Origin of the sequence: Delftia sp. DLF01 (assembly GCF_014852125.1) — a bacterium.
In the GTDB taxonomy this organism is placed as follows: domain Bacteria; phylum Pseudomonadota; class Gammaproteobacteria; order Burkholderiales; family Burkholderiaceae_C; genus Comamonas; species Comamonas acidovorans.
In genome coordinates this window covers 296,323-315,131 of record NZ_JACVAZ010000005.1, presented here as the reverse complement: position 1 = coordinate 315,131, position 18,809 = coordinate 296,323, and the positions used below count along the sequence as shown (strand labels likewise).

The 18,809-nt window shown below is 70.2% G+C and carries 11 protein-coding genes; 2 read left to right on the top strand and 9 right to left on the bottom strand.

Annotated elements, in window-relative coordinates; genetic code table 11:
* The first annotated feature begins 474 nt into the window (after window positions 1-474).
* Window positions 475-2,127: a methyl-accepting chemotaxis protein gene (locus IB269_RS25120; RefSeq protein WP_071953894.1), complete on the top strand. Its 1,653-nt coding sequence runs from the start codon at window positions 475-477 to the stop codon at window positions 2,125-2,127.
* Here the strand turns inward: IB269_RS25120 and IB269_RS25115 are convergent, their stop codons facing one another.
* From IB269_RS25115 to IB269_RS25075, 9 genes are all read right to left on the bottom strand, one after another.
* Entirely contained in the window at window positions 2,128-3,126 is a 999-nt protein-coding gene (locus tag IB269_RS25115) for a porin (RefSeq protein WP_192368616.1), read from the bottom strand.
* Between the two features lie 319 nt (window positions 3,127-3,445).
* A complete protein-coding gene (locus tag IB269_RS25110) occupies window positions 3,446-4,852 on the bottom strand; it encodes a Fe-S oxidoreductase (RefSeq protein WP_192368615.1) in 1,407 nt (468 codons plus the stop codon).
* Between the two features lie 22 nt (window positions 4,853-4,874).
* Window positions 4,875-5,939 (bottom strand): homocysteine S-methyltransferase family protein, encoded by a 1,065-nt coding sequence (locus tag IB269_RS25105; RefSeq protein WP_043780244.1) that lies wholly within the window; start codon window positions 5,937-5,939, stop codon window positions 4,875-4,877.
* A gap of 233 nt (window positions 5,940-6,172) precedes the next feature.
* Complete coding sequence (locus IB269_RS25100) at window positions 6,173-6,844, bottom strand: helix-turn-helix domain-containing protein (RefSeq protein ID WP_192368614.1); 672 nt, start codon at window positions 6,842-6,844, stop codon at window positions 6,173-6,175.
* 53 nt (window positions 6,845-6,897) lie between these two features.
* Window positions 6,898-7,983: a hypothetical protein gene (locus IB269_RS25095; RefSeq protein WP_192368613.1), complete on the bottom strand. Its 1,086-nt coding sequence runs from the start codon at window positions 7,981-7,983 to the stop codon at window positions 6,898-6,900.
* Window positions 7,984-8,044: 61 nt separating this feature from the next.
* Complete coding sequence (locus IB269_RS25090; protein WP_180288347.1) at window positions 8,045-9,199, bottom strand: NAD(P)/FAD-dependent oxidoreductase; 1,155 nt, start codon at window positions 9,197-9,199, stop codon at window positions 8,045-8,047.
* Between the two features lie 151 nt (window positions 9,200-9,350).
* Entirely contained in the window at window positions 9,351-10,784 is a 1,434-nt protein-coding gene (locus tag IB269_RS25085) for an efflux transporter outer membrane subunit (protein ID WP_192368612.1), read from the bottom strand.
* A complete protein-coding gene (locus IB269_RS25080; protein ID WP_099732548.1) occupies window positions 10,777-13,971 on the bottom strand; it encodes an efflux RND transporter permease subunit in 3,195 nt (1,064 codons plus the stop codon). Before IB269_RS25080 ends, IB269_RS25085 begins: the two co-directional genes overlap by 8 nt.
* 13 nt (window positions 13,972-13,984) lie before the next feature.
* Window positions 13,985-15,199 carry an efflux RND transporter periplasmic adaptor subunit gene (locus IB269_RS25075; protein WP_192368611.1) on the bottom strand — a complete coding sequence of 405 codons (1,215 nt, stop codon included), beginning with the start codon at window positions 15,197-15,199 and terminating at the stop codon, window positions 13,985-13,987.
* A 459-nt stretch (window positions 15,200-15,658) separates the two neighbouring features.
* Between IB269_RS25075 and IB269_RS25070 the strand changes: the two genes are divergently transcribed.
* Window positions 15,659-18,802: a hypothetical protein gene (locus tag IB269_RS25070; protein WP_192368610.1), complete on the top strand. Its 3,144-nt coding sequence runs from the start codon at window positions 15,659-15,661 to the stop codon at window positions 18,800-18,802.
* Window positions 18,803-18,809 lie beyond the last annotated feature (7 nt).

Genomic DNA, 18,809 nt, shown 5'->3' with positions numbered 1-18,809 from the left:
TATCCAAAATCAGATGGTGGGCATCCTCATCCTCAGACGGTGCGGAAATAATCCCCACCACAGATGCAGATAGCCACTTTTTCCCTGTCCGAAGTCCCTAGGACAACTACCCGCAATGCCCGCCCGCAGCGCGCGGCAGCCGCCGCCGAACGCCTGGCTGCAGCGGGTATCCGCTTGCCAAACGGTGCAGGCGGATGGTTCGCAATCCTCTGCATCTTCCCCGCTGCTGCGGCATGCCCGCGAAGCGCCCGCCGCAGCGCAGGCACACGGACAGGGCCTGCGCCATGAGGCCCCGCATCAAGGGCCGCATCTGCCGGACCTCGGGCTGGTTCCCACCCTGAGCGGGCACTGCGGCCCTCGTTTTCTCTTTCGCTGATACCCGTTCCACCTTGCTCTGCACGGCAGGCAAGGTGCGCCCTGCTGCACGCCTTTTTTCCCCTTGCCGTTCAAGGGACACGCCTACAGGACTTCGCCATGCAAGCCTTTCGCAATCTCAAGATCTCCTCCAAGCTGCTGCTGGCCTTCGTGGCCGTCCTGGCGCTGACCACCTTCGTGGGCCTCTATGCCGTGCTGCAGCTCAGCCGGATCAACCAGGCGTCCATCGATATCGCCACGCGCTGGATGCCTTCATCACGCATGTTGCTCGACATCCGCGCCACCACGGCCCGCTACCGCGTCAACGAGCTGCAGTACCTGATATCCACCAGCGAGCAGGACATCGGTGCCTTCGACAGGATCATGGGCGAGCTGTGGAAGAAGACCCAGACCAGCTACGACAACTACGCCAGCTTCATCAGCTCCGCGCCGGAGAAGGCCGCCTACGACGAACTGGGCCGGCTGCGCAACGAGTACGCCAAGGAGCACGCCATGGTCATGGCCCTGGCACGCAATGACCGCAAGGACGAAGCCCTGGTGCTGGCCCAGGGCGAATCGCTGGAGCTGAGCCGACGCCTGTATGACCAGATCGACCGCATGGTGCAGATCGACCACGAAGGCGGACAGCAGGCCAACGACCACGCCAATGCCCTCTACCGCAGCGCACGCATCTGGGTGGTCGGCCTGCTGGGCGCGAGCATTTTGCTGGGGCTGGCCCTGGCGCTCACGCTGGCGCGCATCGTGGCGCGTCCGCTGAACGAGGCCCTGGGCGTGGCCCAGGCCGTGGCCGAAGGCGACCTGACGCGCCGCATCCAGGCCACCACCACCGACGAAACAGGCCAGCTGCTGCACGCACTGCACCGCATGGACCAGAGCCTCATCCATATCGTCCGGCAGGTGCGCAGTGGCACGGACTCGATCGCCACGGCCTCCAGCCAGATCGCCTCGGGCAACAACGATCTTTCGGTGCGCACCGAGCACCAGGCCAGCTCGCTGGAAGAAACCGCTGCCTCCATGGAGCAGCTCACCGTCACGGTGCGTCAGAACACCGACAACGCGCGCCAGGCCAACCAGCTGGCGGCCTCGGCCTCGGCCGTCGCCCAGCAAGGCGGCGAGGTGGTCTCCCAGGTGGTGGACACCATGGGCGCCATCCATGCCTCCTCGCGCAAGATCGCCGACATCATCGGCGTGATCGACGCCATCGCCTTTCAGACCAACATCCTCGCGCTCAACGCGGCCGTGGAAGCCGCGCGTGCCGGCGAGCAGGGCCGGGGCTTTGCCGTCGTTGCTGCCGAAGTGCGCGCCCTGGCGCGGCGCTGCGCCGATGCGGCCAAGGAGATCAAGCTGCTCATCGAGGACTCCAACGGCAAGGTCAGCACCGGATCGGCCCTGGTGGCGCAGGCCGGGCAGACCATGCAGAACATCGTCAGCAGCGTGCGCAACGTGACCGACATCATGGGAGAGATCACGGCCGCCAGCGTCGAGCAGACGGCGGGCCTGGAGCAGATCAACCAGGCCATCTCGCAGATGGACCAGGTCACCCAGCAGAACGCCGCCCTGGTCGAGGAAGCCGCCGCCGCCGCCCAGTCCCTGCAGGAGCAGGCCTATGGCCTGCAGCAGGCCGTGAGCGTCTTCAAGCTGGAGCAAGGCCTGGAACTCACCGCCCTGCCCGCCACCCCTCAGCCCATGCCGGCTCCAGGCCTGGCCAGGATCACCAGCGCTGCCCAGTCAGGCCGCTGGGAAGCGCATTGATCAGAAGGAATGGGCCATGCCCACGCCGAAAGCGGTGCGCGAGCTCTGGTTCTCGTAGCGCTGGTGTCCCAGGCTGGTGTAGAGCATGGTGCGCTTGGACAGCGCGTACTCGGCGCCCAGCGACAGCATGTTGTTGGTATCGCGGTCCAGGCGCTGGCGTGCATAGCTGGCCTTGAGCGTGGTCGCACCGATGCCGTAGGTGGTGCCCAGCGAGACCATGCGCGACTTGTCGGGCCCCGTGCCGGGCGTGCCCGACTTGCTGCGGTCATAGGCCAGCATCACCGCTGCCGTGCCGATGCGGTACTTGCCGCCCATGTACAGGTCGGTGTCGCCGCTGCCGTTGCGCTCATGCGCCAGCATGGCCGCCACCGCGCCCTGGTCGTAGTTGACCGACACCGAGCGCGCACGGCCCTGGCGGCCCGGCGCCTCGGTGCGCTCGGGCGAGGCGCTCAGGTGCAGCGAAAATCCGCCGAACTTGGGCGAGTCGTAGAACACGCCGTTGGACATGCGGCCGTACTCGGGCGAGCCGTTGTTGCTGGCGCGGTCGGTCGGCGTCAGGTAGTGGGCCATGTGCCAGGCCGGCGAGGCGATGCGGTTGAAGTTGCCCCAGGGATCGAACTGCCACTCCTGGCTCCACATGGCGCTGAGCGCGCGGCCCAGGCGCAGATGGCCCCAGCTGCCCTGCAGGCCCACGGTGGACTCGTCATGCCAGAAGGGCTTCTTCGGATAGTCCTCGGTCAGGCCCGTGTCCAGGTCGAAGCGCGTGCTCAGCCGGAAGGTGGCCTTCAGGCCACCGCCCAGGTCCTCGAAACCGGCAATCGCCAGGTTGCTGCGCTGAATCGTGCCCAGCTTGCTGGTCTTGTCGAAATCCCGGAACACGCCAGCGTCGAGATAACCGCTGATGGTGACGTTGGAGCCTGTGGCAGATGACTGGGCAGCCACCGGCAGGGCAGCCGCAACGGCGAGAGAAGCAAGGGTCAAGCGGGAGGTACAACGCATCCTGAACGGGTTCCTGGAAATGAAAGATGGCACAACACCGGCGCGGCCCGGGGGCATGCGCAAACGGCGACGGGGGTTGCCACGACAGAGGTGGCTGGAAGGTGCGCGGCGGGCTGGTGGCCTGCAGCGACTTGGAGGCAGCCAGGATGCAGATCGCAGCATGATCGCTGCACATTCATTGCACATCCCGGCCAAAGACGTCATCCGCGCAGATGGCGAACGACAGCCGGCATTATGAAAGCTGGGGCCGGCGATGACCACGCCACCGTCAGGCCCGGTCAGTTTCGTAGCGTGGCGGCCCCGGGCCGGGGCCAGGTCGTCAGCGGCTGCGCTCGGTGCGCGACACGTCCCAGAGACGGTTCATCTCGCTGCAAAAAGGCTGGGCGCAGGGCGCGCGGCCCTCGTACTGGCAGCCTTCGGTGGTGCAGAAATGCGACTGGTGCTCGAAGGCGCGGCGCTCGCGCGGCAAGGCGCCCGAGGCCTGGGCCGCCGCCATGTGCAGCCAGGGATCGTTGCGCTGCTGCAGCATCTGCTGCACCTCCTGCGCAAGCGCAGGCGAAAGCGAAGCCACCGAGGCCAGGCCGGCCGGCGACGCCATGGCGCCGCCCGGCTGGCGCAGCGGCTGCAGCTCCAGCAGCAGCAGGGCGCTGGTGCGCAGCGCATCGGCGCCACGCGGCTGCACCACCACGGCCACCGGCCCCGAGGCCAGGGACTGCAGCGAGGCATCCAGCGGCAGGCGCAGGCCCGGCTCCGTGGCCTGCGCGCCCGCCAAGGGCAGCGCGGCGCCCGCAGGCAGGGCCGCCGCCGTGAAAGGGGCCGCACCCGGCGCGGAAGCCGATGCGGCCGCCAGCGCCATGGCCGCGCCCTGCGCCTGGGCCCAGGCCTGGGGCACCTGCAGGCTCAGCGTGAAGCCGCGCTCGCCCTGGGGCGTCAGCAGCGTGCCCTGCTGCACCCACCAGCTTTGCAGCGCGGGCAGGGTCTGGGTGGCACCGCCTGCAACACCTCCAGGCGCGCTGGCACCGGCCTGCGGTGCCAGTCCCGATCCGGCCAGCAGCGCATCCACCACCTTGGCCTTGGCGGCTGCCACGGCCAGCGTCACTGCGGCAGCAGAGGGCTGCAGGGAGGCTGCGGCCTGCAGTGCAGGCGAGGAAGACGCCGCCTGCGGCGCAGCGCCGGCCTGGGCAGAGGCTGATGTCCCCGTCTGCGGACTCTGGGATGGCTGCGCTTGCCCTCCGGCCGCCGCTGTACCTGCCGATCTACCTGCCGCTGTACCAGCTGTCGTGCCGGCGGCCAGCGCCTGCAGCAACGCGGCCGATCCGGGCTGGGCCGCGAGCAACTGCAGGGCCTGGCCCTGCTGGGTACCGACCTGGGCCAGCAAGGCCTCCAGCAGCCGGCCCAGCGCCTCGGACACGCCGCTGGCCGGCCACTGCGGCGCGGGCGCGCCGGGGCTGGACTGGACCTGGCGCGCCAGCTGGGCCACCAATTGCTCGAAGGCCTGCAGGCGCAGGCTTTGCAGCATCTCGGGCGACCAGCGCACGGCCGTGGCCGCTGGCGGCGTGACGGGAATGGAGGGTGAGGCGGGTGACGCGGGGGAAGCCGGCGCCACCGCAGCGGACGGCGCCTGTGGCGCCACCGGCGCACCAGTGGCCGGGCCGGAGACAGGCGCCGCCACTGGCAGCGGCAGCCCTGCGGCAGGGGACGGAACGGGCGGCAGCGGCGAACTCATGTCAGAGGCTCCGCCCGGGCCATCAGGCCGATTCCGGGTAGAACAGGCGGCGCGTGGGCGTGCTGCCCACGGCCTTGGCGATGGCGCCGATGTGGTCCGGCGTGGTGCCGCAGCAGCCGCCCACGATGTTGACCAGGCCTTCGGACGCGAATTCGTGCACCAGGCGGCTGGTGACCTCGGGCGTCTCGTCGAAGCCGGTATCGCTCATGGGATTGGGCAGGCCGGCGTTGGGGTAGCAGCTGATGAAGGTCTCGGGCGCGGCCTTGTTCAGTTCCTGGACGTAGGGGCGCATCAGCGCCGCGCCCAGCGCGCAGTTCAGGCCGATGGACAGCGGGTTGGCATGGCGCACGCTGTGCCAGAAGGCCGTCACCGTCTGCCCGGACAGGATGCGGCCCGAGGCATCGGTCACCGTGCCGCTGATCATGATGGGCAGGCATTCGCCGCTTTGCTCGAAGGCCTCGTCCACCGCGAACAGCGCGGCCTTGGCGTTGAGCGTGTCGAAGATGGTCTCGACCAGGATGACGTCGGCGCCGCCCTCGATCAGCGCCAGCGTCTGCTCCAGGTAGGCCTGGCGCAGCTGCTCGAAATTCACGTTGCGCGCGCCCGGATCGTTCACGTCGGGGCTGATGCTGGCCGTCTTGGGCGTGGGGCCCAGGGCGCCGGCCACGTAGCGCGGATGGCCGGGCGTGCTGTACTTGTCGCAGGCCGCGCGGGCCAGCTGGGCGCTCTTGAGATTCATCTCGCGCGCCAGATCGGCCATGTGGTAGTCGTCCTGCGCAATCGTGGTCGCGCCGAAGGTGTTGGTCTCGATCAGGTCGGCGCCGGCGGCCAGGTACTTGTCGTGGATGTCGCGGATCACGTCGGGGCGGGTGAGCGACAGCAGCTCGTTGTTGCCCTTGACGTCATGCGGGAAGTCCTTGAAGCGGTCGCCCACGCTGCCGGGGCCCGTGTAGCCCTGGCCCCGGTACTGGGCCTCTCCCAGCTTGAAGCGCTGGATCATGGTGCCCATGGCGCCGTCAAGAATGACGAGGCGCTTGGCAAGGATGGCGGGAAGCTCTTTGGCGCGGGTGTACTGGGGCAGGCTCATGGGCAGCGATTGTAGGAACTCCGGGGCGGCCGTGCCGGGCACGAGGATTCCCCCAGAAAAACTGTCTGCGCCCCAAACAAGAGGCGCGACCTATGAAACTAGCGCACCCCCACGCCAGAGACACCGAGGAAGGGCCTATGCCGGCCGCGCCGCCCCGCACCGAGGGTGTCGTCCCCCTCCCGCGTAGCGAGAGAGGGGGAAGCGGCGCAGCCGCTCAGGGGGTGCTAACCATTTCAGCTGCAGACAGAGACGACTTGAGCCGGCTGGCGGCTCAGGCTCACATACACATGGCCCACGCCGCTGTCGAAATACGCGGCCTCGTGGCGGCCCAGCTCCACCGATTCGCCGTTCTCGAACAGGATGCGCACCCGGCCCGAGAGCACCATCACGAACTCCTGGCCCGCATGGCGGATGGTCTCCGAGAATTCGCCAGCCTCGCGCGCATTGATCACGGCCACCAGGGGCTGCATCTTCTTGCCCGGGAAGGCGCCGCACAGCACGCTGTAGAGGTACTGGTCGGTCTCGTAGCGCTGCACGTCCTCGAAGCAGTCCTTGACCACGGTGGGCGTGTCGCCGGCCGCCTGCTGGGCGTCACCGACCATGAACAGCCGTGTCATGTCGATGTCCAGCGCGTTGCCCAGCATGAGCACCTTCTCGTAACTCAGCGCGATCTGGCCGCGCTCGGCCTTGGAGATGGTGGACACGGCCAGCCCGCTGCTTTCGGCCACCTGCTGCAGCGTCAGGCCACGCTCCTTGCGCGCCTTGCGCAGCTTGGCGCCCACTTCGTGCTTGCCCGCAGGCATGGCGGCGGCCGTGCGGGCGCCCGGCAGCACGGCGGCGAGGACCTGGTCTGGCGTGGGGAGAGTGCTGGACCTGGGGCTGGATCTGGTGCGGGGGCTGGGCATGAAGCGGGCGATCGGGGCTGGCGACCGCCCGATTCTAGGGTCAGGCCCGGCAGTCAGGCGCCGCGCAGGCCGGCCCCGGGCGCCTGCCTGCGGCCCATGCGCAGCCAGCCCACCAGCGCGCAGGCCATGAGGGCGAAGCCGATGTAGCCATAGACCGGGTAGACCATGCCCACCAGCGTGATGAAGCCCGCGAAGCTGCCGCCCAGGGCCAGCACGCCCGCCACGCCCGTGCCCCAGCGAAAACGCGGCGTGCCGGCCGGCAGGATGCGGGCCACGAAGGCATAGAGCATGCCCACGGCCGTGTTGAGGATCATGCCGAAGATGACCAGCGACATCAGGTGCCCCAGCCAGGGCGAGATCTGCGTGGCCAGCGACAGCATGGGCATGGACAGGCCGCCCAGCGTATCCATGCGCCAGTACATCGCGGCCGCGATCATCAGCATCAGCAGGCCCAGCAGCAGCCCGCCCGCCACGCCGCCCCACAGCGCCACGCGGCGCGAGCTGGCCTGCCCGCCCATGATCACCAGGAAGGGCATGCCCGCCACCACGTTGTAGGAAACATAGAGCAGCGCGGCCACCAGCCAGTGGCCCGCGCCCCGGGGCTGGGTGGCGGCGGCGGCCTCCAGTGCGGCCATGTCGCCGTGGGGCGTCAGCAGCACGTAGCCGGCGACCACCACGGTCATGAACACCAGCAGCGGCGTGACGGCGCCGATGAAGGCGATCACCCGGCCCACGTCCAGGCAGACGATGAGCACCGTGGCCACGGTGGCCAGCACGCTGCCCCAGACCTCGGGCAGGCCCAGCCACTGGTGCAGCAGCGAGCCCGCGCCCGCCAGCATGACCACCGTGATGGCAAACAGGAAGAAGGTGATCAGCACATCGAACACCATGCCCACATGCCGGCCCAGCAGGGCCTGCACCACCTCCTTGTGCGAGCCGGCCTGCAGGCGCTGGCCCATGGTGGAGAACGCCATGGACAGGAAGACGAAGGCCAGGGCCGCCACCAGGCAGCCCGCCAGGCCGATGGCGCCAAAGCCCGCGAAGAACTGCAATATCTCCTGCCCCGAGGCGAAGCCCGCCCCGACGATGACGCCGACGAAGGCGCCGGCAATCCTGCTCACTTCCTTGAATGCACCCATGCCTGTCTCCTTGGATTGTTGTGTGTTGCGGGGGCTGAAAAGGTGAAAAAGGGATGACGGCTCAGGCCGCGAAGCGCGCCGGACTCAGCCGCAGGGCATCGACGCCTTGGGCCAGCAGCTCGGCGGGCAGCGGCTCGCGCATCAGCAGCGCGGCCGCGGCGGCCGAGGCGCCGGCCGCCGTCTGTATGCCATAGCCGCCCTGCCCGGCCAGCCAGAAAAAGCCCTCGCGCTGCGCATCCCAGCCGATCACGAAGTCGTCGTCGGGCGCAAAGCTGCGCAGCCCGGCCCAGACATGGCGCGGCCGGCGTATGCGCAGGCGGGTCAGTGTCTCGATACGGTCTATGCCCATGGCCACGTCCAGCTCCTCGGCCACCACATCATGCGGCGGCACGGGATCGGCATTGGCGGGCGAGCCCAGCAACTGGCCTGCATCGGGCTTGAAGTAGAAGCTCTCGTCCACGCCGATCACGGCAGGCCAGCCGTGGATGTCCTCGCCCTCGGGTGCGGCAAAGGTGAAGGCCGAGCGGCGCCGGGGCTCGATGCCCAGCGGCCGCGCGCCGCACAGCCGGGCCACGGCATCGGCCCAGGCGCCTGCGGCATTGACCACGGCGCGGGCGCGGACCTGCGACCCGTCCTGCAGCACCAGGGTCCACAGGCCCTGGCCATCACCATCCACCTCACGCTCGGCGCCGGACAGTTCGGCGCCGCAGCGCAGCCGCGCACCGGCACGCGCCATGCCGCGCAGAAAGCCCTGGTGCAGTTCGGCCACGTCGATGTCCATGGCGTCCAGGTCATGCACGGCGCCCACGAGCAGGCTCTCCTGCAGGCAGGGCACCAGGGCGCAGGCCTGGCGCGCGTCGATGCGCTCGGCGCGCAGGCCGTCACGGCGGTACATGGCCAGGGCCTCGTCCAGCTGGGGTTCCTGGCCGGCCGTTCCTATGTAGAGCACGCTGCGCGGCTGCAGCAGCGCGTGCTCGCAAAAACCTTCGGGCGGCGCGCTGTAGAAGCCACGGCTGGCGCGTGTCAGCGCGCGTATCTGCGCGGTGCCGTAGCTCTCCATGAACATGGCGGCCGAGCGGCCCGTGGCGTGGTATCCGGGCTGCGGCTCGCGTTCCAGCACCACCACCGAGGCGCCACCCCCGGCCAGCCGCCAGGCCACCGAGGCGCCGGCCATGCCGGCACCGATCACGGCGAAATCCAGAACCTGGCTTTCCATCATCCATCGCTCCATTTTTTTCCAATGAGAAAATTATCCGATAAGAAAAAAATGAGGCAAGCCCCTGGTCCTCGTGGTTTTCACCGGGTACGCAGCACAAGAAAAAAGGGACGGCGCCTGGCCGTCCCTTGTGGCAGTGCGCGCCGCACGCTCAGGCCGGCGGCAGCTTTCCGTCCCAGCCACCGGCCAGGGCCTGGTACAGCGCCACGGCGGCGCGCAGGCCGCGCGCACGGCTGTCGGCAGCCGCGTCCTGGGCCGCATACAGGTCGCGCTGCGCATTCAGCACTTCGTACAGGCCCACGCTGCCCAGCTGGTAGCGGCGCTGCGCCAGTTGCTCGGCACGCTGGCGCTGCTCGGCGGCCTGCGCCAGGTGGGCGTCTTCGCTGCGCGTGCGCTGCAGGCGCACCAGGGCGTTCTCCGTGTCCTCCAGCGCCAGCAGCACGGTCTGCTGGTACTGGGCCAGCGCGGCCTGGGCGCCGGCCTCGCTGGCCGCGATGCGCGCCCGCACGCGGCCCACGTCAAGAAAGGACCAGTCCACGCCCAGGAACACGCTGCTGCGGGCGCTGGCGCCCTCGAACAGCGCGCCGCCGTGCAACGCCGTGCTGCCCAGCAGGCCGCCCAGCGACAGGCGCGGGAACAGGTCGGCCGTGGCCACGCCGATGCGTGCCGTGGCCGCATGCAGCCGTGCCTCGGCCACGGCCACGTCCGGGCGCCGGCGCAGCAGGCCGGCCGGCGTGCCGGGGTCGATGGCCGGCGGCAGCTGCGGCAGGGCGGCAGGCACATCCAGCGCGGCGATCAGCGCCTCGGGCACCTGGCCCGTGAGCACGGCCAGCCGGTGCTGCGCCATGGCGATCTGCGCCTGCAACGCGGGAATGCGCGAGCGCGTGGCCTCCAGCTGGGCCTGGGCGCGCGCCAGGTCGAACTCGGTGCCGCTGCCGTGCGCCAGGCGCAGCTGCACCAGGCGCAGCGTGTCCTGCTGGTTGGCCGCGTTGGCCTGCGCCAAGGCCAGGCGCTGCTGCCAGCCGCGCAGATCGGCGTAGCTGCCCGCCACCTGGGCCGCAATGGCCACCTGCAGGGCCGCAAGGTCTGCCGCATCGGCGCGCAGGTCGGCATGCCGCGCCTCGATGCCGCGCCGCACGCGGCCGAACACGTCGATCTCCCAGCTGGCGGCCAATCCGGCCGTGTAGCTGCGCTGGCTGCGCGGGCCATAGAAAGCCTCGCTCTCGCTGAGCTTTTGCTGCGTGGCCCGGCCCGACATCGTGACCGTTGGCAGCTGGTCGAAGCGGCTTTCGCGCAGCAGCGCCTGGGCACCGTCCAGCCGCGCCAGCGCCACCTGCAGGTCCTGGTTGTCGCCCAGCGCGCGCTCCACCAGCTGCGTCAGCTGCGGGTCCTGGAACTGGCGCCAGAAGGCGGCGTCAGGCTCGGCCTGGGGGGTGGCCGGTGCAGGCTCGGCCCGCGCGAACTGCGCTGCGGCCCGCGGCGCCGCAGGCGCCTTGAAGTCAGGGCCGACCGCGCAGCCGCCCACCAGGGCGGCGGATGCCAGCGCCAGCGCGTGGCGGCTCAGGGACTTGCGTATCTCAGGCATGTGGGGACTCCAGGGAGACGGGCTGGGCAGGCCCGGTGGAATGCGCAGGCGCATGCCCCGTCAGCGCGCGGCCCGAAAGCCGGCGCAGCGTGACGTAGAACACCGGCGTGAGGAACAGGCCGAACAGGGTCACGCCCAGCATTCCCGAGAACACGGTCACGCCCGTGGCCGCGCGCACCTCGCTGCCCGCGCCGCCACCGATGAGCAAAGGCACGGCCCCCGCGATGAAGGCGATCGAGGTCATGACGATGGGCCGCAGCCGCAGGCGGCAGGCCTGCAGCGCGGCATCGACGATGCCCACGCCGCGCAGCTCCAGCTCGCGTGCGAATTCCACGATCAGGATGGCGTTCTTGCAGGCCAGCCCCATCAGCACCACCAGCCCCACCTGCACGAAGACGTTGTTGTCGCCGCCGGCCAGCCAGACGCCGAACAGCGCCGCGCAGATGCACACGGGCACGATGAGGATCACGGCCAGCGGCAGCGTCCAGCTCTCGTAGAGCGCGGCCAGCACCAGGAAGACCAGCATCACGGCAATGGCGAAGACCACGGCTGCGGCGTTGCTCTGCTCCACCTGCTGGTAGCTCAGGTCGGTCCAGGCCAGCTCGATGCCGCGCGGCAGCGTGCGCTGCGCGATCTCCTGGAGCTTGGCCAGCACCTCGCCCGAGGACAGCACGCGCGGGTCGGAGTCGCCGATCAGATCGGCCGCCGGAAAGCCGTTGTAGCGCAGCACCGGGTCGGGGCCGAAGCTGGGCACCACGGTGACCATGGAGCCTATGGGCACCATCTCGCCGCGTGCATTGCGCGTGCGCAGACTGGCGATGTCCTCCACGGTCTGGCGGTGGTCCGCGTCGGCCTGCAGCATCACGCGCCAGACGCGGCCGAAGGCGTTGAAGTCGTTGACGTAGACCGATCCCAGGTAGGCCTGCAGCGTCTGGAACAGGTCGGTCAACGCCACGCCCTGGGCCTTGGCCTTGGTGCGGTCCACCTTGACTTCCAGCTGCGGGATGTTGGACTGGTAACTGCTGACCGGGTAGGTCATGCCCGGCGTTTTGGCGATCTCGGCCTGGAAGGCCTGCAGCGCCTGCTGCAGCGCCGCGTAGCCCAGGCCCGCACGGTCCTGCAGGAACAGCGAGTAGCCCGAGCCGTTGCCCAGGCCCTGGATGGGCGGGGGCATCAGCGCATAGGCGAAGCCGCCCTCGATCTGCGAGAACTTGGCGCCCAGCTCGGCATTGATGGCCTCGGCGCTGCGCGTGCGCTCGCCGAAGGGCTTGAGCATGATGTAGGCGCTGGTCAGGTTGGGCGTGGTGGTGGACTGCAGCGCGTTGAAGCCCGCGAAGGCGGCGACCATGTCCACGCCTTCCACGCTTTTGGCGGCATCGACCATCTGGCGCGTGACCGCATCCGTGCGGTTCAGCGAAGCCCCCTCGGGCAGCTTGGCGCCGCCGAACAGGTACAGCTTGTCCTGCAGCGGGATGAAGCCGCCCGGCACGGCCTGGAACAGCACGGCCGTGCCCGCCAGCAGCGCCGCATAGACCGCGAACACCAGGCCCCGGCGGCGCAGCGAATGCCCCACCGAGTTCTGGTAGCCGTGGGCGCTGCGGTCGAAGAAGCGGTTGAAGGGCCGGAAGAGCCAGCCCAGGCTGCGGTCCAGCCCGCGCGCCAGCGGATCGCGCGGCGCGCCGCGCGGCTGCAGCAGCTTGGCCGCCAGCGCGGGCGACAGCGTCAGCGAGTTGATGGCCGAGATCACCGTGGAGATGGCAATCGTCACGGCGAACTGCTTGTAGAACTGGCCCGTCACGCCGCTGAGAAAGGCCATGGGCACGAAGACCGCGCACAGCACCAGGGCGATGGCGATGATGGGGCCCGAGACCTCCTTCATCGCCAGGTGGGCCGCCTCCAGGGGCGTGTGCCCTTCCTCGATGTAGCGCTCCACGTTCTCCACCACGACGATGGCGTCGTCCACCACGATGCCGATGGCCAGCACCAGGCCGAACAGGGTCAGCGTGTTGATGGAGTAGCCCAGCAGGTACAGCCCCGCGAAGGTGCCGACGATGGACACGGGCACGGCCAGCAGCGGAATGATGGAGGCGCGCCAGGTCTGCAGGAAGACGATGACCACCAGCACCACGAGGATGACGGCCTCGATCAGCGTGCTCTGCACCGCCTTGATGGAGTCGCGCACGAAGACCGTGGGGTCCCAGACCGTCTCGAAGGCCACGCCCTCGGGCAGGTCCTGCGAGAGCTTGTCCATGGCCGCGTAGACCTGCTCGGCCACGCCCAGCGCATTGGCGCCCGGCGACAGGAAGATGCCCACGGCCGCCATGTTCTTCTTGTCGCTCCACGAGCGCAGCGTGTAGTCGCTGGCGCCCAGCTCGATGCGCGCCACGTCGGCCAGGCGCACGACCTGGCCGTCCGCGCCGCCCTTGAGCACGATGCTGCCGAATTCCTCGGGCGTCTTCAGCCGCCCGCGCACGTTGATGGACAGCAGCTTGTCCGCGCTCTGCGGACTGGGCTGCGCGCCCAATTGCCCGGCCGAGACCTGGATGTTCTGCTCGCGGATGGCGGCAATCACCTCGGGCGCCGTGAGCTGGCGCGCGGCCACCTTGTCCGGGTCCAGCCACACGCGCATGGCGTAGTCGCCCGCGCCGTAGATGCCCACGTCGCCAATGCCCGGAATGCGCGCCAGCACGTCCTTGATCTTGAGCGTGACGTAGTTGCGCAGGTACAGCGCGTCATGCTGGCCGTCCTGGGACACCAGGCCCACGTACATCAGCGGCGTGGACGACTGCTTTTGCGTGGTCACGCCGAACTGACGCACCTCCTCGGGCAGACGGCTCTGGGCCTGGCTGACGCGGTTTTGCACGCGCACGGCGGCCGTGTCGGGATCGACATCGGGGCGGAAGGTGGAGACCACCTGCAGGCTGCCGTCGGACGCCGCGACCGACTTCATGTACATCAGGCCTTCGACGCCGTTGATGGCCTCCTCCAGCGGCACGGCCACCGACTCGGCGACCTCCTTGGGATTGGCGCCCGGATAGGTGGCGCGCACCACCACGCTGGGCGGCACGACCTCGGGATACTCGCCCACGGGCAGCTGCGGAATCGCGACCAGCCCCACGGCGAACAGGATGATGGAGAGCACGACCGCGAAGATCGGCCGGTCTATGAAGAATTTGGAGAAGTCCATGGTGCTTCCCGGTTCACTGCGCGGCCACGGCCGGCGCCTTGGCCACCGCCGCCTGCCCGTCGCCGGGAGCAGGCTTGGGGCTGATCGGCATGCCGGGGTAGTAGATGCGCTGCAGCCCGCCGACCACCAGGCTGTCGCCCGCCGCCAGCCCCTTGTTCACCACGCGCCGGCCATCGACCATGCGGCCCAGCTCCAGGTCGCGGCGCTCGGCCTTGTTGCCCTCGCCCACCACATACACGTACTTGCGGTCCTGGTCGGTGAGCACGGCCTTGTCGTCGATCAGCAGCGTCTGCCGCTCGCCGCCCAGGCCCTGCGCGTCTTGCAGTTGCACGCGCGCGAACAGGCCCGGCGTCAGCAGGCGGTCGGGATTGGGCAGGCGGGCGCGCATGCGCACCGTGCCCGTGCCTGCGTTGAGCTGGTTGTCGGTGAAGTCCAGGCTGCCCGCATGCGGAAAGCCGTCGTCGCCAGCCAGCCCCACACGCACGGGCCGCTGCACGCCGGGCCGCCCCTTGGTGTCCTTGGCGGCCTGCTGCTGCCGCAGGAAGCTGTGCTCGTCCGCATCGAAGTAGACATACACCGGGTCCTGCGAGACCACGGTGGTCAGCACGCTCTGGTCGGCCTGGGCCAGGTTGCCCACGGTGAGCAGGGCGCGGCCCGCGCGGCCGGAGACCGGCGCGCGCACCTCGGTGAAATCCAGGTTGAGCCGGGCTGCCGCCAGCGCGGCCTCGGCGGCACGCACCTGGGCGGCGCTCTGGGCCAGGGCGCCGGCGCGCGTATCGGCTTCCTCGCGCGAGACGGCATGCTCGGCCACCAGCTGGCGCGCGCGCTGGTCCTGGGTGCGGGCCAGCGCGGCGCCTGCGCGCGTGCGCTCCAGCTCGGCCTCGGCGCTGGCCAGGGCGGCGCGGTAGGGCCGCTGGTCGATCACGAACAGCAGCTGGCCCTTCCTGACCTCCTGCCCCTCGCTGAAGGCAATGCGCTCGATATAGCCCGACACGCGCGGGCGCAGTTGGACCGACTCCACGGCATCAATGCGGCCGTTGAACTCGTCCCAGACACGCACGCTGGCCGGCACGACCTCGCTCACCAGCACCTCGGGCGCAGGCGGCGGGCCGTCGCTGGCGTGGGCATCGCCCACGGCCTGCGGGCGGCAGCCGGCAAGCAGGGCCAGCGCCGCCAGGGCGCCTCCGAACAGGGCACGCCGCAACGGCGGCGGTGGAAGAACGGGCATGGATCGACTCTCCTTGAGGGGGATGGGCAAGGCCCTGCTGCCGGGGCTGCGGCGGGGCCGGAAAAAGGGGCGGGACCGCAGGCTCTGGAGGCCTTCCAGGCGGTTGCTCACAATGGGTTGCATTCTTCAAGTTCAAGTGAACTTGAAGTCAAGATCCGCGCGCAAAGACACCACGAAAATTGAGGACGGTTTGCCGGGGATATCGCTGGCCGGATCGGACAAGCGCAGCGGCAATTGACCAGGAACGACCTGAGAAAACCTGAAAAGACCTGGACAGGCGCGCACAGACGGACACACGCGCGTTGCCGCACCTGCAAGACGCCACCACTACACTGCAAGGCCATCTGACCCAGGGTGGCGGCCAGGTTTCACCAGGAACCGCCAGGTACCGCCAAAAGCCGCCGACTACTGCCGACGAACGCCGACACCCTCCATGGAAAAGCACTGGATGCCTGCCGCATGAATCTGCTTGCTCACGCCACACTGTCCCGGCCACAGGGACGCAACGAACGCATCAGCACCGTGAGAGTGCTGGCCCTGGAGATGCCGGGCGGCGACACCACGGCCACCGCAGCGCGCCATGTCGTGACCTTGCAGGTCACGCAATTGAAGGCCGGCGTCGTCGCGCAGGTCGATGACAGCACGCTCACCCCCTTGCCCCAGGCGCTGGAGCCTGCACGCCAGCGCGCGCTGGCCTACCTGCGCCAGCGCCTGGGCGCGGGCGATGTGCTGCAGTCCCATGAGGGCTTTGCGGAGCTGGATGCTGAAGCAGGCCCGGCGCCCTCCCCCGGCCCGGCCCCGGGACAGGCCACGGTGCCGCCAGGCCTGCCGGAGTCGGCCCTGCAGGCCGGCGCCATTTCCGCCCTGTGCAAACGCCTGGACGGCAGCGCCTGGCGGCTGATGCCCTCGGGCCAGCAGGCCCGGCTGGTGTGGCGGCTGGCCGAGTATGCGGACCCCGCGCGCGGCGGCGCCGCCCAGCGCCTGCTGCATGCCCAGGTTCCACGCCTGGTGGCACTGCTGGGCACGGGGGACGATCTGCTCGACTACTGCCTGGCCTACCTCATCGGGCGCCTGGGCGATGGCGGCGCGGCGGTGGCCCTGCAGGCGCTCTCGCAACGCGGCACCAGCGAGGCCACGCGCGATCTGGCGCACCAGGCCTGGCTGGCCCTGCTGGAGCCGCAGGAGCGCCAGGCGGCGCTGCAGGAGTACCAGGCGCAGTGGGCCGGGATCCCCCCGCAGGAAAACGGCCCGAAAGAGGAGGGACCGCAGGCCGAACAGGCCTTCTTCCAGGCACTTGGGCCACAGGCGCTGCTGGCGGCCGATGCGCTGGGCGCGCACGACGGCGCCGTCCACCAGCAGCTGCTGGCCTGGATGGAGCGCATCCCTTTCACGCGCGCCTGGTGGCCGGCCCTGCGGCGCATCCACAAGCGTGCCGAGTGGCGGCGCGACCACGCCCTGCTGGCCGTGCTGCATGCGCGCTTCGATGGCCCGCGCGACGAGGGTGCCGTCTTCAGCCGCGACACCTCGCTGTACCTGCGCCTGCGCGGCTGGCGCCAGCTGCGGCGCATGGCCTCGGCCGACCACAGCGAAAGCGCCGCCCATGCCGCAGCCCTGCTCCAGGCCATGGACCGCTGCTGCGCGGGCCAGCCTGCCTCGCGCTCCGGCCGCCTGCCCGAATCGCGCTGGCTGCTCGCCGCCCGGCTGCTGCTGCCGCGCTGGCCGCAACTGCATGCCTCGGCCCGCGCCCACACCTGGTACACCGACGAGCCGCTGGACCTGCAGCAGCTGCCCGCGCAGCGCGTGGAAGGGCTTTCGGCCATGTGGGACGCCCACCCCGGGCAACTGCTGCAACTGGTGGGCCGTTCGCAGTCCACGCTGCTGCTGTGGTCGCTCACGCGCGCCCTGCAGGACCAGAAGGCCTTTCTGGACGGCCTCGATGCAGCGGCCACCGCGCCGCTGCTGCACAAAACCTATGCACCGGCGGCTGCGCTGGGCCTTCGGATCGCGCAGCAGCGCATGGTCTCGCTGACCGACGATGCGGCGCGCCGGCCCTGGCTGCTGGCGCTTGCGCAATGCGGCGACGGGCCTGCCGCCAGCTACCTGGGCGCCTGGCTGTCGCGTGACCGCGCAGGCGCCGCGCGCGATGCCGAACTGGTGGCCGCCCTGCTGCTGTCACCGGCCGCCAGCTCGCGCACCCAGGGCCTGGCCCTGCTGTTTTATGCCGATGGTGCAGCCGTGGCCCTGGCCTTGCTGGCGGCGCTGCCCACGCTGGACGCCGAAAGCCCCGCGCTGGCCGATATCCGCGATGCCGTGCAGGCGCTGTTCGATGGCAACGGCCCGCTGGCTGCGCAGGCCGCCAGCGTCCCGGCCCCGCCGCTGCACCACCTGCTGGCGCACTCGGTGACGGCGCTGGTGGAGATGGCCACCGCCTGGCTGCTGGCGCATCCGCAGGGCCTGCGGACCCTGCCCCCGGCGGCGTTGCGCGGGCTGCTGGAATCCGGGGAACCTGCGCGCATGGCCTGCGGCATACGGCTCATGGGCAGCCTGGCCGATGACCTGCTGTGCGAGCAGGCCGCCATGCTGGCCGAATTCGCCGTATCACCGCATGCCGCCTTGCGCGCAGCGGCAGCGCCCCTGGTCGAGCGCCTGGCCGGCACTCCCCTGTACAACACGCGCTGCAATGCCCAGATCGCCGAACGCCTGCACGAGGTGCTGTTCCGCGCGGAAAAGGCCGAAGGCGTGCACGACGCGGCGCTGCGGCTGCTCACCGGCCCGCTGGCCGCCGTGGCCCCGGCCCGCGATGCCTCGGGCATCTGGCGCGCCCTGCAGGCGCAGGCCAAGGGCGCACAGCGCTACGGCGCCTGGGGCCTGAAGGCGCTGGACCTGCAGGCCTACACGCTGCGCCAATGGTCCACGCTGGCCCGGCATGCCGATGCCGACGTGCGCGCCTTGAGCCGCCAGAGCATCGATGCGCAGCTCACCCCCATGGACCGGACCCTGCCCGAGCAGGCCGAACAGCTGCTGCCGCTGGCCGACGCCCTGTTTGCCGACACGCAGCAGTACGCACGCGAGATGTTCGGCCAGCGGCTGCCGGACGGTGCCCTGTCGCCGCAGCTGCTGCTCGGCTGGGTCGATCACGCCCAGCCCTGGGTGCAGGCCCTGGGCCGCCAGCGGCTCGCGCAGCACATGAGCGCGCCCGAGGCCAGCCTCTTCCTCACGCGCCTGGCCCAGCACCCCGCCACCAGCGTGCAGCTGTTCGTCACGCAATGGCTGCTCGCCCTGCCCGACGAGCCCGCGCCGCAGCGCGCGGCGCGCCTGCAGGAGCTGCAGCCCTACTTCCTGGCCGTGCTCAGCCAGGTGCACCGCGCGCGCGCCAGCAAGACGCGCGTGCTGCATTTCCTGCGCAGCCAGGTGCAGGCGCCCGAGACCGCCGCCGTGGTGGCGGCCATCTTTGCGCGGCAGGTGGTCAGCGCCAGCCATGCCGACCAGCCCGACTATGTGGCCGGGCTGCGCGACATCGTGCAGCGCCATCCCCAGCTGGCGCAAAGCTTCATGCAGCCCCTGGCGGCGGAGCGGCGCGGCCAGGCCCCGTCTTCAACCTGAGCGCCGC

Coding starts and splice junctions, on each gene's coding strand:
- IB269_RS25080 (WP_099732548.1), bottom strand. CDS start 13,971: ATGGACTTCTCCAAATTCTTCATAGACCGGCCGATCTTCGCGGTCGTG.
- IB269_RS25095 (WP_192368613.1), bottom strand. CDS start 7,983: ATGGGTGCATTCAAGGAAGTGAGCAGGATTGCCGGCGCCTTCGTCGGC.
- IB269_RS25085 (WP_192368612.1), bottom strand. CDS start 10,784: ATGCCTGAGATACGCAAGTCCCTGAGCCGCCACGCGCTGGCGCTGGCA.
- IB269_RS25105 (WP_043780244.1), bottom strand. CDS start 5,939: ATGAGCCTGCCCCAGTACACCCGCGCCAAAGAGCTTCCCGCCATCCTT.
- IB269_RS25090 (WP_180288347.1), bottom strand. CDS start 9,199: ATGGAAAGCCAGGTTCTGGATTTCGCCGTGATCGGTGCCGGCATGGCC.
- IB269_RS25070 (WP_192368610.1), top strand. CDS start 15,659: ATGAATCTGCTTGCTCACGCCACACTGTCCCGGCCACAGGGACGCAAC.
- IB269_RS25075 (WP_192368611.1), bottom strand. CDS start 15,199: ATGCCCGTTCTTCCACCGCCGCCGTTGCGGCGTGCCCTGTTCGGAGGC.
- IB269_RS25110 (WP_192368615.1), bottom strand. CDS start 4,852: ATGAGTTCGCCGCTGCCGCCCGTTCCGTCCCCTGCCGCAGGGCTGCCG.
- IB269_RS25120 (WP_071953894.1), top strand. CDS start 475: ATGCAAGCCTTTCGCAATCTCAAGATCTCCTCCAAGCTGCTGCTGGCC.
- IB269_RS25100 (WP_192368614.1), bottom strand. CDS start 6,844: ATGCCCAGCCCCCGCACCAGATCCAGCCCCAGGTCCAGCACTCTCCCC.
- IB269_RS25115 (WP_192368616.1), bottom strand. CDS start 3,126: ATGCGTTGTACCTCCCGCTTGACCCTTGCTTCTCTCGCCGTTGCGGCT.